Here is a 14966-nt window from a genome sequence, read left to right as displayed (position 1 = left end):
GACGTCAAGGCGGCCTTGTGCGATGTCCCCAGCACGGATACACGCTAGCGCCATCGTGAAAATCCCCTTGAGCAGACGGACGGCCCGCCCCTCCTCCGCCCGCGCGGTCCACCAGCTGGTGCCCCGGCTCGCCTGGGGGGACGCGGTGGGCAACCAGGTGCGCTACCTGCGCGAGCTCTTGCGCGGCTGGGGCCACCCCTCGGAGATCTACGCGGAGCAGTGGGACGAGTCCTGCCGCGACCTGGTGCGGCCCGCGCGAGACTACCCGCGCGAGGCGGACGAGACGAGCACGCTGCTCATCCACCACAGCTTCGAGTCCCGGCTGGTGCCGCTCGTGGCGCGCGCCCCGGGACGCAAGGCGCTCATCTACCACAACGTCACGCCCGCCCGGCTCTTCGAGGGCTTCGAGCGCAAGGTGGCCCAGGCGTGTGACGCGGCCCGCGACGAGCTGCTCGCCTTGAGGCCGCTGGTGGAGCGGGCGTGGGCCTACTCGCGCTTCAGCGCCGAGGAGCTGGTGGCGGCGGGCTTTTCCCACGTGGGCGAGCTGCCCTTCGCGGTGGACTGGACGGCCTTCGACGTGGCGCCGGATCCGCTCTTGCGCGCGGAGCTGGAGGAGGGCGGCCCCACCCTGCTCTTCGTGGGCCGCGCCGTGCCGAGCAAGCGCCTGGACGACGTGCTGCGCGTCTTCACCGCGTGGCAGCGGCTGTACCAGCCCCGGGCCCGGCTCGTCATCGCCGGCTACCTCAACCGCGAGACGCCCTATGGCGCATACCTCTACGGCCTCAAGGAGATGCTCGGCGCCGAGCGCGTGCACTTCCTCGGACGGGTGAGCGCGGCGCAGCTGTCCGCGTGCTACGCGGCGGCCTCGGCCTACCTGTCCATGAGCCGCCACGAGGGCTTCGGCGTGCCGCTGCTGGAGGCCATGCACCGCGGCGTGCCCGTGGTGGCCTATGGCGCCGCGGCGGTGCCCGAGACGATGGGCGGCGCGGGCGTGGCCACCCTGACGAACGATCCCCTGGAGGTCGCGCGGCTGCTCGCGGCGCTGGAGCGCGCGCCCGAGCTGCGGCACGAGCTGATCGACGCCCAGCACGCCCGGCTCGCGCGGCTGGATCAGACCGCGGTGGCCGAGGCCGTGCGCGAGGCGCTCCAGCCCTTCCTCACGGGCACGCCGACGACACCCGACGCTTCCGCCTCCGGGGTGACGGGGGACGTGGACCTCGTGTGCCCGGGCCTCGCGGCCTTCCCCGACGCCCCCATGTCCCGCATCGCGCGCCAGCTCGCGGAGCGGCTGCCCAAAAGCCGCCTGTTGACGCTGGACCCCACGCCCCTGCCCTCCCAGCGCGCGCCCCGCCAGGTGGACCTCGCGGGACAGCGGGCGTGGGCCTTCTCGCCCGACGAGCCCCTGAGCCGGGACGCCACCCGGGAGCCGCCCGGCTCGTCCTCGTTGACCCTGGCGCTGCGCACGTCCCGCGCCCCCGCCGTCTTCCTGCCCGTCGACACGCTGCTCGCGCGCGAGGCCCTGCCTCACCTGGCGCCTCGGGCGTGGGGCGTGCGCGACACGGGCTTGGGCGCTCCGAACGACGAGGGGACCGCGCGCCTGGGCTCGCGGCTGTTCGCCGTGGACGTCCACCACCCCGTCCCCACCGTGAAGGCGCTCGCCCAGGCCCTGCGCGCCCTTGGAGTCTCCCATGCGTCCTGAAGACCTGCTGTCCACCACGCCGGGTGCCGAGCGGCTGGCCCAGCACACCCAGGAGGTGCCCGAGCCCTCCGCCGAGCAGGTGGAGGCCCTGCGGCAGTTGCTCGCCGCGTCCCAGCGCGCCCAGGCGGAGACGGAGTGGCCGCCGCTGTTGCAGGCGCCGCGCACCAAGAAGGACAGCCGCTACGCGGAGACGCCCACCTCGCACCGCACCGGGGTGGTGGGCCCCGCCCTGGTGACGGCCAAGCGCGCCTTCCGGCTCGTCTTCCAGCCCTTCATCAACGAGATGCTGCGCAAGCAGGTGGAGTTCAACGAGTCCATCCTCGACTCGCTGTCGCTCCTGTACGAGCAACAGCGCGAGGAGTCGCGCGCCCAGGCCGCCTGGCGCCGGGAGGTCAGCGAGCGGCTGGCCGCGCTGGAGCGGACGCGGAAGGAGCCGTCTCCGTAGGCCCCCGCCGGGTGCGGGCGGCCCGCGCGAGCACGCCGCGCAGCTCCGTGGCCTGGGTGTCGAAGTCGCGCACCTGCTCGCGGTGGGGATTGCGGTAGCCGGACAGCCGCTCCGGCGCGCGCAGCAGGGCGCGCAGGGCCGCGCGGAAGCCCTCGGTGTCGCCGATCGGCACGACGTTGCCGTTGACGCCCTCGACGATGTCCTCCACCACGCCGCCCGCCTCGGTGGTGACGACCCAGATGTCGCGCGAGAGCGCCTCGCGCACCGTCATCCCGAAGCTCTCCTTCCACAGCGAGGGCATCACCAGCACGTCGATGTCCCCGAGGAAGTCGTCGATGCCCCGCTGCTCGTAGGGCGGCACGATCTCCACCCGCCCGGCCACCTTCCACTCCGCCGCGTGGATGGACGAGGAGCCCAGCCGCAGCTGGATGTCCGTCATCACCAGCGTGTAGTCGCGCTCGGGAATCCCCGCGAGGATCTCCTGGAGCCAGAAGTAGCCCTTGTGCACGGCGCGGCCGCCCAGGTACGCGATGCGCGGGCCCCCTCGGGTGCTCCGTGCGGGACGCGGACGCGCGGGGCGCAGGACCCCGTTCTTGTTCACGGAGATGCGCTCGGGCGCCACGCCGTTGGCGACGTAGAGGTCGCGCTGGAAGGCGCTCGGCGCGAGCAGGTGCGCGGCGTTGTCGAGCACCCGGCGCAGCGCGTAGGTGCGCTCGGAGGCGAAAGCCGGATCCGGCACGCACTTGGAGCACACCCGCAGGTCGATGCGCTTCTGGCCGCAGTAGACCCCGTCATCGCGCACCATGAACTGCTTCTCGCACAGCCACCACGCGTCGTGCAGGGTGATGACATAGGGGATGCCCTCCTCGTCACAGGCGCTCGCGAGCGAGGCGCTCAGCTTCTGGATGGAGTGGAAGTGCACCACGTCCGGGCGGACGGCGCGGAGCGCCTGGGCGAACAGCTCGCGCATGCGCGCGTTCTCGTGGTCCAGCGCGCGGGGGCCCCCGTGGGGCACCTGCACCGCGATGACGGGCAGCCCCTCGGCCTCGTAGCGCACCACGTCGTACGCGGACAGCTCCGACTTCCAGATGCCCGTGAAGATGGTGACCTCGCACGCCTCGCGCTGGAGCCGCGTGGCGAGCTGCTCGGCGACGATGGTGGCGCCCCCGAAGCTCAGCGGCGCGAACAGCAGGTTGACCGACAGCACCTTGAGCGCGTCCGGAGAAGGCGTGGGCAGTTCGGCCAGCACGGGGCGCAGGCTCCGCGCGGCGAGCGTGTCCGGGTGGTAGCGCGCCAGCACGTTGCGGTGGGCCGCCTCGCCCATCTGGCGGCGCGCCTGGGCGTCCTCGACGAGCCGCGACAGCGCGGCGACCCACTCCGCGCGCGAGTGGGCGATGACCCCGTCCTGGCCCTGGGAAATGACCTCCCGGAACGGCCGGGCGCCCGAGGCGACCGTGGGCACCTTGAAGAGCGAGGCCTCCAGGTACTTGATGTTGCTCTTGGCGTCGTTGAAGACCGTGGGCTCCAGAGGCGCGAGGCTGATCTGCCACGAGGCCAGCGCGCGCAGGTAGTCCTCCACCCGCAGGAAGGGGATGCGGAAGATGCGCTCGGCGAAGCGCTCGAACGCGGGGGGCGGCGTGAGGAAGCCGTGCAGGGCGAGCCGCACCTGGGGGTAGCGCTCCATGACCTCGAGCAGCGCGTCCGCCGCCACCAGGAAGTCCGCGTCATGCGCCCGGGAGCCGCTGCCGTACCCGATGGTCACGGTGTGGGGATCCACGGCGGGGGGCCTGCGCTCCAGCTCGGCCGCCAGGGCCAGGAGGCGCTGGTCCAGGCCGTTCTCGAGGAGGTGGAGGTCTCCGCCCACCACCTTCCGCATGCACTCGGCGAGGGTGGCGGTGCTCGCGATGGCCCGGTCGCACTGGCGCAGGGCCTCGCGATACAGCCGCGCCCCGTTCAACACCTGGGCGGACTCCTCCGGGGGCAACGTCTTGAGGTTTCCGTTCGCCTGGTACGCCTCGACGTCGAAGACGAGGTCATCCACCTCGAAGAAGAGGGACAGCCCGAGCCGCTTCGCCTCCTCGATGAGCCCGACCACCGGAGGCAGCGCCGGGGTCCGGTAGAAGATGACCAGGCCATGCAGTTGCAGCGCCGCGCGGCAGGCGGCGGTGTCCCCCCAGGGCAGCACGGTGACTTCATGGCCCAGGGACTGGAGCAGCTCGGCCTTCTGGTCCACGCGGTAGCGCTTGCACTGGGGCAGCGACAGCTCGGCGATGAGCAGCACCCGGCGGCCCAGGCTCGCGCGGGACACCTGCGTGAGGGGCTGGGACCAGGGCACGTCGGACGCCGCCGCCCGCTCGGGAGCCGGCGCCGCGACGGCCTCGGCGGGGGGACGGGACGGCCGGGGAAGGCCTCGGGTCAGCGCGGACAGCACCCGCTTGCCGCGCTGGTACAGCGCGCCCCGGCGGCTGTCCGGAGGCAGCACCCGCTCGCGCGCCTGCCAATAGCGACGCACGATCTTCCAGCCCATGCTCCCGTGGATGGATTGGATCTCCTCGCGCTGCTCGCGCGCGAGCGTCTCGAGCTCCGCGACCTGCGCGGTCCGGGCCTGGAGGACGGTCTCGCGCCGACCCAGCTCCTTGCGCACCGTCTGGAGCTCGGTGAGCGCGGCGCGCTCGGACAACCGGGCCCCGAGCGCGTGGAAGAAGGTCCGCAGCCGCGCGGCCTCGTCGGGCGAGGCCTCCACGAAGGCCCTCACGCCCTGGGGCATCCGGGCACCCACGGCGAGCAGGCCCAGGCCCGCGCCATCGGGGAAGGCGAAGTGGGGATGACGGACCGAGAGCGCGGTCCACTGCCGTGAGGCCTCGGACCCCGGCACGGAGATGCCGGGGAGCACCACGAGTCCCGAGGCACTCAACCGAGGCAGCCCCACGGACAGGTCCTGGGCCTCCTCGACGTCCAGGAGGTCGATGTCCTGGGGGAGCCGCGCGGTGGTCGCGGAGACGAACGCCTCGCACGCCGTGCCCGTGCCGAGCTCCTCCACGGCCTGGCGCAAGGCGCTGGAGAGCACGCCCTCCCCCGCCCCCAGCGTCACGAGCGACCGCGGTCGGACGAGGTCCACGAGCAGCAGGGCGAAGGGCAGGTGCGCGTTGCCGGCGGGGTCGCTGCTCAGCCGTCGGGGCACCGACAGACAGATCGGATGATCCAGGGGATTCACGGGTCAGGATCTCCAGGGCCGCTTCACCCGGGGCGGCCAGGCGAGTCCATGGTCGCCCCGTTCGAGGGTGAGGTTGGGGTTGTAGAAGGGATCGTCCTGGAACCAGGCCGGCCACCGCGCACGCAGGGCCGCGGCCTCCTGGGGGAAGACGCCCACGGACGTGTCGTGCTGGCGCAGGGTCGCCACCGGGGTCCACAGGACGCGGTAGCCGCGCTCGCGCAGCCGCAGGCACAGGTCCACGTCGTTGTACGCCGAGGGGAAGCGCTCGGCATCGAAGCCGCCCACCGCCTCGAACACGGCGCGGCGCATCACCAGACAGGCGGCGGACACGGCGGAGAACTCCTGCTGCACGCTGCCCCGCTCGACATAGCCCCCCTGCCCCCGGGCGAGTCCCGCGTGGGAGGAGGCGACCGCGCCGCCCACGCCCAGCAGCAGCCCGCCATGGTGGAGGGTGTCATCCGGCGCGAACAGCCGCGCGCCCACGGCGCCCACGTCCTCCACCAGCGCGCGCGCCACCAGGGGCTCCAGCCAGTCCGGGGTGAGGATCTCCACGCTGTCCTGGAGCCACACCCATACCGTGCCCTGGGCGCGCGCCGCCGCCGCGTTGAGGCGGGCCGAGTCCTGTCCCGCCCCCTCCACCTCGATGAGCTCGAACGGCGACCAGGTGCTCCGCGCGAGGCTGTCGTGCAGCGCGCGGGTCCGGACCCCCGCCCGGGAGGACACGATCAGGCTCACGAGCGGACGCGGCTCGGGCAGCGGGTAGACCGAGGCATGCAGCTTGCCACTCTCGCTGGGCGCGTGCTGGATGCGCCCGTCACCGACGCGGGCGTAGTGCTCCGTCAGGGCGCGGCGCGCGGCCCGGGTCGCGTAGTCCTTCTCCCCGAGCGACAGCGCCGTGGATCCGGGGATGGCGCGCCAGTGGTAGAGCACCAGGGGGATGTGCCGGATGTGCGAGGCGGGCACCCGCTCCACCACGCGCAGGGCGAGGTCGTAGTCCTGGCTGCCCTCCACGCCCGTGCGAAAGCCCCCCACCTCGCGCACGAGGGACGTGCGGTAGACGCCCAGGTGGCTGATGAGGTTCTGCGCGCGGAACAGCTCCAGGTTCCAATCCGGCTTGAAGTAGGGATCGAAGCGGCGGCCCTGGGTGTCGAGCTTGTCCTCGTCGCTGTAGAGCACGTCCGCGTCGGGGTGGGCGTTGAGCTCCTCGACGACGCGGTAGAGCGCGTGCTCCGGCAGCAGATCGTCGTGGTCCAACAGGGCGATGAACTCCCCCCGCACGAGCGCGAGCGCCGAGTTGGACGCGGCGGAGATGTGCCCGTTCTCCGGACGCACCACGTAGCGGATGCGGGCGTCCTTCGCGGCGTACTCGGCGAGCACGGCCTTCACGTCGGGGGAGCGCGAGGCGTCGTCCGCGATGCACAGCTCCCAGTTCGGGTAGAGCTGCTGGCGCACGGAGTCCAACGCCTCGCGCAAGAGCGACGCGGGCGTCTCGTACGTGGGCATCACCACGGAGATCAACGGTTGGAGGGACAGGCCTTCCAGCCGACGGCGGATGGCGGCGCGGTCCGTGTCGTCCAGCGTGTCGTACTGGCGGACCCATTCCTCGTAGCTCTCCAGGGGCCGCTCCCCCCGGGACTTCTCGCGCAGGGTGCGGACGACGCCCTCGGGGCCCTGGGTGCGCAGGACGCCCCACCACTTGCGCGCCGCGCGCGTCAACCGCTCCGGGTCGGACGCCAGCCGGGTGAGCATCGGCAGCGCCAGCCGCAGCGAGGCCTCGGCATGCCCCACCTCCCAGACGCTCACGCGCTCCACGGAGAAGCGCAGGGGACGACTGGCCACGCCCAGCCGGAGCGCGTCCACCTGGGCGGGCAGGTGCACCAGGGCCCGCAGCAGGCCGTGTGTCGGGGGCGGCAGTCGGATGACCTCGGCGCTCGTGGCGCCCGTCACGAAGAGCAGCGGCGCCTCCTCCGTCTCCCCTTCTCGCCGCAGGATCAGCTCCAGCCACACCCACCCCGAGGGCAGCGCACGGCGCGAGGAGCGCAGCGCGACGGTGGGCTGGCTTCCGGTGGCTTCCCACGCGAAGTCCGAGGCTCCGGGTCGGGCCACCACGTCGCTCGCGGGCTGGACCTCCAGCACGTGCCGGGTCCGCGAGAGCGTGCGTCCCAGTTCCTGGAGCACCTCCGGGCCACGTGTCATGACGAGCGCTCCGTCCGGGCCAACGCGACGCCCCCCGCCGAGTCCAGGGACAGGTTGGGGTTGTGGAAGGGATCCCGGGCCACCGCGGGCGACGAACGCCCGGCGCCATCGACGCGCGGCAGTCCGCACCACATGAGTCGGGCATAGGGCGTCTGGAGTCCCCGCGGGCCCTCCCGCGTCACGCGCAGGCAGAACGCCACGTCCGCGCCGACCATGGGCAGGCGCTCGTCGAAGCCCCCCACCCGCTCGAACACCTCGCGCCGCACCGTCAGACACGCGCCGTCCACGGCGAGCACGTTCCGGGTCCAGTGCGAGCCCCCCAGGGCCGTGAGTGAGGGATCCGGCAGGCCCGCGAAGGGCGCCACACGCTGGCCCTCGGCGCCGAGCCAGAGCCCTCCACCTTGAAGGCGTCCCGAGCCATCCACGAGGCGGGCCCCCACCACGCCGATGTCCGGCCGCAGGGCTTGCGAGGCCAGCTCCTCGAGCCACCGGGGCTCCAGGGGCCGGTAGCCCGGCTGGAGGAACACCAGCACCTCGCCTCGCGCCGCGCGGGCCAGGTGGTTGGCGGCCACCGTCAGTCCCGGTTCGCGGGCGGGGGCGATCCGCCGCAGCCGCGGCTCCCCATCGGCGACGGCTCCCGCGCACAGCACCACCTCCAGCAGGGGCCAGTCCGTGCGCGCGAGCAGCTCCCGCGCCTCCGTCTCCGTCTCCTCGTCCGCCTCCTCGGAGAGCAGGAGGATCGACACGCGGGGCGGCTCCCTGAGCAGCGGGCGCACGCGGTACACGCCGGGCGCCTGGGTCTCCACGTGGGCCGGTTCCCCCAGACGCCGCAGGTGCTCGAGCACGGCCCGGCGGCCCGCGTCGGACGCGGCGGGCTTGGCGCTGGAGTCGAGGGAGGTCGAGCCCGGCATGGCGCGCCAGTGGTAGAGCACGCGCGGCAGGTGCGCGACGCGCGCGGTGCGCTCCACCAGCCGCAGGATGAGGTCGTGGTCCTGCGCGCCCTCGAAGCCCGTGTGCACGCCGCCCACCTCGCGCACGAGCGAGGCGCGCACCACGAGGAAGTGGCAGAAGTAGTTCACCGAACGCAGCAGGTCCGGCGAGAAGTCCGGCTTGAAGTAGGGGTTGAAGCGCCGGCCCTCGAGGTCGATCTTGTCCTCGTCCGAATAGAGGACGTCCGTGTCCGGGTGGGCCTCCAGGTGGAGGGCGACCTCCGCGAGGGCATGGGGCGCCAGCTCGTCGTCGTGGTCGAGGAAGCCCACGTAGTCCCCCGTGGCGAGCGCCAGGGCGGCGTTGCTCGCCTGGGCGATGCCGCCGTTGCGGACCAGGGGCTCGAAGCGGATGCGCGGCTCGGCGCGGGCGTACGCCTCGGCGATGCGCCGCACCTCGGGGTCGCGCGAGCCATCGTCCACGAGGCACAGCTCCCAGTGCGGATAGGACTGGGCCCGCACGGACTCGATGCACGCGCGCAGCACCTTGGCGGGGGTCTCGTAGGTGGGGGTGATGAGGCTGATCACCGGTCGGCGCGAGAGCGAGGCCACGGCCGCGGCGGCCCGGGCGATGTCCGCGGGCTCCCGCTCGCGCCACCAGGCCTCGTACGCCTCCGCGGAAGGCATCCGCAGCTCCGGCCGCGACTCACCCATGAGGCGGCGCAGGCCGCGCACACAGGCATGGTTGAAGGCGATCTGCCGGCGCAGCATCTCGCGCCAGAGCGGCCGGGAAGCGCGCAGCCACCGAGGCCCCTCGACGGCGGCGAGCACATCGCACCCCGCCTCGAGGGCCCGCAGCCGCTCGCCCCCCAGGGCCTCTCGCGGAGGCCACGCGGTACCCGCGTCCGCCAGCCAGCGCAGCACCTCCAGGTTCCAGCGATGTTGGGCCTGGAGCAATGGGCTCAACCCATGGAGCAGCACCGCCTCGGAGGCGCGCCAGTCCGTGGGATCCGCCAGGGGCGTGAGACGCGCCCAGCCGCTGCCAGCCCACCGGTGCCCGGGCTCGGACAGCAGGGCCGCCAGGGCGGTGTTGAACCGGACCTGGGGCGCGAGCAGCACGTGCGCCAGGGGCCCGAGGGCCTGTCCCACGCCGCGCTTGGCGAGGGTGATGACGGGGCCCAGGCGCGCGCGATGCGACGAGGGAACGTCGAGTCCGCGCACCTCCGCGAGCTGGGACAGCTCGTGCTCTCCTGAATCACTCATCGCCGCCGTCCTTGGGCCGCGGAACGCAGGGCGCCGTGCAACCAGGGCAGGCCCTCGCGCAGCCGGGTGTTGAGTTCATCCACCACGCGGTGCACGCGGCCCCGGCTGAGCGCGCCCTCGGCCCGGGCGTGGGCGAGCGTCTCCACCAGCGTGGACAGGGGCAGGAGCATGCGCATCGAGGGCGCGAGCGCGCGGAGCGCGGGAGGTGTCTCCGACAGGGAGCGGACCTCGCAGGTGGCGATCCCCTCGGCGAGGAACACGGGCGGGAACAGGCCACACAACCGGGGCAGCAGCGCCTCGGGCTCCAGGGACAGCGGCCCCACCCGCGTCCGATCGATCACCAGGGCTTGCAGGAGCTCGGGCTCGGCCAGCAGGTGGGCGGTGTCCGGCCGCTCGCCGAGCGGAAAGGGCCGCTTGCCCTCGATGTAGGGCGGACGTCCGGACAGGCCGGGGCGGCAGGTGGCGCGAAAGGCCCGCGCCAGGGCCCAGCCGGCCGTCCCCTGCCCGAGCGTGTCGAGGAGCCGCGCGTAGTGCCGGGGGTAGACCACGCTGCCCGCGTCCAGGAAGGCGAGGTACTGGCCCCGCGCGCCCGCGAGCGCCTCCCGGGCCGTCCCGTACCGTGTGGTGGTGAGCCCCTCGGGCAGCGGTGTCCCGGAGGAATCACCCACGAGGAGCACCTCCACGGCGGCGTGGTCCTGGCACGCCAGGGAGAACAGCGTCTCGTCCAGGCTGCCCGGGTGCTCGGACCGCGTCGCGTCCACCACGACACTCAAGCGCCCGGGCACGAGCGCCGGAGCCTCCACGCGGGCCTCGGACATGGGGGCCACGGCGTAGAGGAGCAGGTCCGCCTCGGCCGACGCGCTCAACTGGGTGAGGAGCGCGCGCAAGGACTCCTCGGTGTCGCTCGCCAGCCCCGTGCTGCCGGGCGGAGCGGGCCGGGCCTCACGCCCCCGCACCTCGAAGCCCTCCGCGCGCAGGAGCCGCGTCACCTCGACGTCCGAGGGCCCCGCGCGTCCGGGGGCCTGTCCGAGCAAGGTGGCCAGCAGTCCGGCGGCGCCTCCCGCGTTCCAGAAGCCCCACAACACCTCGGCTCGGGGCGCCGCCAGGCGCAGCGTCTCCAGCCACGTCGCGAGCGGCCACGCGGAGTGCGCGGGCAGCACCACGTGCGTGGGCGCGAAGCGCTCCAGGGACGCGCGGGCGTCGGGGGGGAGCGCCTCGGTGGGCCCCTCGGTCAGCACGAGCCGGGGACACGCCCGGGCCTCGAGCGCCGCGACGAGCGCGGGAGTCGACGCCATCAACGCCACCCGGCTGTCCGGCGCCACGCGCGCGAGGACCCAGTCGTGCAGGTGGGTGCTCAACGCCGCGGAGGCGTCACGTCCTGGAGAGGTCTTCACCACCGGGCCTCCGCGAAGTCGAAGAGGTGCTCGAAGTCGGCGATGCGCCGCACGGCGCGATCCACGCGCGCCACGGGCGGCTCCGCGAAGGGCGCGCCGCCCAGCTCGCGGTACTCCCGGAGCCGCGCGCGCATGAAGCGGGCATCGCCATACTTGGCGCCCAGGAGGGCGGCGCTCCGGCGCACGCTCAGCTCCCGGGTGCGGCTCGTCTCGCGTGTCACGGTGTAGTGGTGCACGAGCGCCTCGGGAGCCAGCCGCACGGAGAAGCCCGCGGCCCGCGCGCGCCAGGACAGGTCCACGTCCTCGCAATACATGAAGAAGCGCTCGTCGAAGCCGCCCACCGTGGCGTACAGCTCGCGGGTGATGAGCAGCACGCAGCCGCTGCACCACGGCGTCTCGTGCGTCACGGGGTCGTAGCGCTTGGGGTGCTCATCGGGAAAGAGCCGGGCCTCCACCAGGCCCGTGCGAGGCTGTCGGGACACCTCGGCCACCAGCTCCGCGAGGCCCCGCGGATGGAGCACGCCATCCGGATTCACGCAGACGTAGGCGCGCACCTCGGGCGAGGCGAAGGCCCGCGCCATCATCCGGTTGTGCGCGGCGCCAAAGCCGAGGTTCTCCCCGGAGAAGTGGTAGTCCGCCGTGGGCAGCAGACGCAGGAGGGGCTCGCGCAGCGTGTCGCGCGGCGAGTTGTCCCACCACACGCACGCCAGGGACGGCGTGCCCGGCTGCGCCTGGCAGCGCGCGAGCGAGTCCAGGAGGCGTTGCAGCTCCGAGACCGGATTGTTGTAGAGGACAACCCCCACGCGCAGCGCCCCCGACACGGCGGCGCCTGGGGAAATCTCGGACGCGCCATCGGCGCCCCTGTGGAGCCCGTCCCCAGTGGAGCCAGGCGAGCCAGCGAATGGACACACCGCGTGAGGGGGAGAAGGCGACGCCTGGGGCTCGGGGGACGCGGGACGCTTCATGGACGCGTCCCTCTACTACCACCGGCCGCGAAGCCGCCAGCGTGATGCGGTTCACAGGTGAGCGCGCATGCACCCGCATCGCGTCATGCATGCTCGCCTCCCATGCATCCAGCACGACGAGCGCACGCGGCTCGCTCGCCATCGCGTGCCGAGGGAAACAGCGCATGAGGAAGAGAGAAAAATTCGCGTGGAGGTGCCCGCTTCTCGGGCGACTTGACGCCTCACCAGCGAGAGGGGGTACCTTGATGCGCTACGGGCTTTCGTATAGTTGCCTAGGCCGCCGCCGTCCACATGCCCGTTGACTGGACGGCCCTTCCCAGTTTCGCTCAGGAGTATGCATTTGAACTCCGTCAACCCTCGCCTGAGCATTGGCGTGGTTCTTTATCGGAACAGCCGCAGGCAGCTTCAACAGCTTCTCTGTTCGGTTGAGCTGAACCGTGCCGCCGCTGGCTGTCCGCCCTTCGTGCTGGACTTCATCGACAACTCGCCGGACGCCTCGCTGGAGGCGGTCGTGCGGGAGCTCGCGCCGCAGGCCGGCTATTCGCACTCGGGGAGCAATCTGGGCTTTGGCGCGGGACACAACGTCCTGATGGCGCGGGCATTCCAGGACGCCGACGTCGGCTACTACCTGTGCGTCAATCCCGACTCCGTCCTGCACCCGGACTGCCTCGCGGAGCTGGTGGCCGAGGTGCAGCGGCAGCGGCGGCCCGGGCTGGTGGAGGCGCTCCAGTTTCCGGACGAGCACCCCAAGGTCTACGATCGGCAGACGCACCTGACGCCGTGGTGCAGCGGCTGCGTGCTGCTCATCACCCGCGAGCTGCACGCCGCGGTGGGCGGCTTCGACGAGAACTTCTTCATGTACTGCGAGGATGTGGACCTGTCGTGGCGTGCGCGCGCGAACCGGTTCAGCATCAGCATGGCGCCCAAGGCCCTGGCGCATCACTACGTGGGCAACCGCCCGGACAGCCTCAATGGGCGGCTGATGTTGCTCAAGAGTGGCTCGTACCTCGCGCACAAGTACGGCAACGAGCCGATGCACCGCGCGTGGGTGAACGAGTACCTCAAGAGCGGAGGCGAGCCCTTCATGACGCCCTCCACGCCGGCGCCGACGGCCGAGATGATGAAGGTGGCGGATTTCGCCCACCTGTTCCACATGGCGGAGGTCCGCTGGTGAGTCCCGTGCAAATCGTTCCGGAGCTGAAACGAACCGACGTGCCGGCGGGCCCGTCCGACAGCAACGTGGTGCCCGCCACGCCCTTGCACCGCGCGGTGTTGGAGCAGGTGCGTGAGGGCGCGCGCGTCGCGCTCATCGGCGCGGAGGCGGCGCTGCACCAGGCGCTCGTGCAGCACGGGTGCCCGGTGCTGTCGCTGGGCCTCAAGGAGCTGGCGGCCGCGCTGCCGCAGGGCGGCGCGAGTGGCGCGGCGCAGGAGCTGGGCGCCTTCCGCGCGGACGTGGTGGTGCTCGCGGAGAACTGGGTCGAGACCGGTGAGGCGGAGAGCTTCCTCGCGCAGCTCGTGGCGCTGACGCCACGGGCGGAGCTGGCGGTGCCCTTCTACAACACCGCGTCGGCGAGCGTGCTGATGGCGTCGCTCACGGGACAGGTGCCGCCGCGCGGCCTGACCGAGGAGCAGCTCACGCGCTGGCTCGCCACGGCGGGCGTCCGGGTCCACCAGCGGCGGGTGCTCGAGGCCTCGCGGCTCCAGGGGGCGCTCGCGCGCGACTCGGAGCGGGCGATGCGCAACCTCTTCCTCCAGCTCAACCCCCGCAGCGCGGATCACCAGGTGCTCTACTGGGGACAGCCCACGCAGCGGCCCATCGCCCTGCCCTCGCGCGAGCTGGTGCCCGGCCTCTTGAGCATCGTCATCCGCAACCACTCGCGCGATCGGCTCAAGTTCCTGGACCACGCCATCTTCGCGCTGTCGTGCCAGGAGCACGAGTCGCTGGAGATCGTCATCGCCACCCAGTGCCAGGACGTCCTGGTGGTGGAGGAGCTCAAGGCGCTGCTGGAGAAGTACCGCCCGTTGGGCCGCTTCACCTATCAGGTGGTGCACGAGCCCGCGGACACGGACATCCGCGCGCGGCTCATCAACAAGGGCGTGGCGGCGGCGCGGGGCCAGTACCTCGCGTTCCTGGACGATGACGACGTCGTCTACCCCCAGCACTACGCGGAGCTCATCCAGACGCTGCGCGGTGGCAACGCCGCCTGGGCGGTGGGACGCATCCGCCGGGCCTTCTTCGACACCGGCCCCCGTGGCGAGCTGTTCTGCCGCTACAAGGACGAGTTCCAGCGTGGGGACACGTTCAACCTGGGCAAGCTCGTCCACGACAACTACATCACCTGCCACGCGTACGTGTTGGATCGCCAGCGGCTGGGCAGCTTCCAGATCAGCTTCCCGGAGGAGCTGTCCCTGCACGAGGACTACAGCTTCCTGCTGCGGCTGTGCGCGCTGTTCCGGCCGGTGTTCTCGCAGAAGGTGCCCAGCTGCGAGTACCGGATGCGGGACGATGGCTCAAACTCCATCCTCCATGGCAGCGCCTCGGAGAGCGCGTGGCGCGAGAAGCAGCGCAACTGGACGCTGTCCACGGTGCTCAAGGACGCCACCAAGCGGCACCTGCAGGTGTTGATGACGGAGCAGGAGCTCCAGGACGACCTCGAGCGCGCGCACCAGCAGGCGCAGCAGGTGGGCATGGAGCTCGCCCGGCAGCAGCTGCTCAACGAGGTGCAGGGGCCGCTGCGCTTCCGCATCATCGACAAGGCCAACACGGTGCTCAAGAAGCGCGGCGCGCGGGTGCACGGCGTGCTCAAGACCGTGCTCAAGACGTTCGTCTGACGCCCCGCGCCGCTCCCCGTCCCGCGTGTGGC

General features: G+C 72.5%; 9 protein-coding genes. 4 read left to right on the top strand and 5 right to left on the bottom strand.

The features are described 5' to 3' along the window. Nucleotides 1–22: 22 nt before the first annotated feature. Nucleotides 23–1699: a glycosyltransferase gene (locus I3V78_RS19040; RefSeq protein ID WP_204489889.1), complete on the top strand. Its 1677-nt coding sequence runs from the start codon at nucleotides 23–25 to the stop codon at nucleotides 1697–1699. Next, nucleotides 1689–2144, top strand: coding sequence for a TilS substrate-binding domain-containing protein (locus tag I3V78_RS19035; protein WP_204489888.1), 456 nt, complete (start codon nucleotides 1689–1691; stop codon nucleotides 2142–2144). The genes I3V78_RS19040 and I3V78_RS19035 overlap by 11 nt, the downstream gene beginning before the upstream one ends. Here I3V78_RS19035 and I3V78_RS19030 read toward each other — a convergent pair. Genes I3V78_RS19030 through I3V78_RS19010 form a run of 5 tightly spaced genes read right to left on the bottom strand, consistent with a single transcriptional unit; the run spans nucleotide 2092 to nucleotide 11958 of the window. Continuing rightward, nucleotides 2092–5358: a glycosyltransferase gene (locus tag I3V78_RS19030; protein ID WP_204489887.1), complete on the bottom strand. Its 3267-nt coding sequence runs from the start codon at nucleotides 5356–5358 to the stop codon at nucleotides 2092–2094. The two genes, I3V78_RS19035 and I3V78_RS19030, sit on opposite strands and share 53 nt — an antisense overlap. Before the next feature lie 3 nt (nucleotides 5359–5361). After that, the gene (locus I3V78_RS19025; RefSeq protein WP_204489886.1) at nucleotides 5362–7554 is read right to left on the bottom strand and encodes a glycosyltransferase family 2 protein; all 2193 of its coding nucleotides are present in this window, start codon (nucleotides 7552–7554) and stop codon (nucleotides 5362–5364) included. After that, complete coding sequence (locus tag I3V78_RS19020; RefSeq protein ID WP_204489885.1) at nucleotides 7551–9743, bottom strand: glycosyltransferase family 2 protein; 2193 nt, start codon at nucleotides 9741–9743, stop codon at nucleotides 7551–7553. Before I3V78_RS19020 ends, I3V78_RS19025 begins: the two co-directional genes overlap by 4 nt. Further along, nucleotides 9740–11137 (bottom strand): glycosyltransferase family protein, encoded by a 1398-nt coding sequence (locus I3V78_RS19015; protein ID WP_204489884.1) that lies wholly within the window; start codon nucleotides 11135–11137, stop codon nucleotides 9740–9742. Before I3V78_RS19015 ends, I3V78_RS19020 begins: the two co-directional genes overlap by 4 nt. Further along, nucleotides 11134–11958 (bottom strand): glycosyltransferase family 2 protein, encoded by an 825-nt coding sequence (locus I3V78_RS19010; protein WP_338023663.1) that lies wholly within the window; start codon nucleotides 11956–11958, stop codon nucleotides 11134–11136. Before I3V78_RS19010 ends, I3V78_RS19015 begins: the two co-directional genes overlap by 4 nt. Nucleotides 11959–12565: 607 nt before the next feature. Between I3V78_RS19010 and I3V78_RS19005 the strand changes: the two genes are divergently transcribed. Together I3V78_RS19005 and I3V78_RS19000 are read left to right on the top strand one after the other, a co-directional pair. Beyond that, nucleotides 12566–13276, top strand: a complete 711-nt coding sequence (locus I3V78_RS19005) for a glycosyltransferase family 2 protein (RefSeq protein ID WP_338023662.1) — start codon at nucleotides 12566–12568, stop codon at nucleotides 13274–13276. Then, entirely contained in the window at nucleotides 13273–14934 is a 1662-nt protein-coding gene (locus tag I3V78_RS19000) for a glycosyltransferase (RefSeq protein WP_204489881.1), read from the top strand. Before I3V78_RS19005 ends, I3V78_RS19000 begins: the two co-directional genes overlap by 4 nt. Nucleotides 14935–14966: the final 32 nt, after the last annotated feature.

Origin of the sequence: Archangium primigenium (assembly GCF_016904885.1) — a bacterium.
Classification (GTDB): domain Bacteria; phylum Myxococcota; class Myxococcia; order Myxococcales; family Myxococcaceae; genus Cystobacter; species Cystobacter primigenius.
This window is presented reverse-complemented; position numbering and strand designations above follow the sequence as displayed.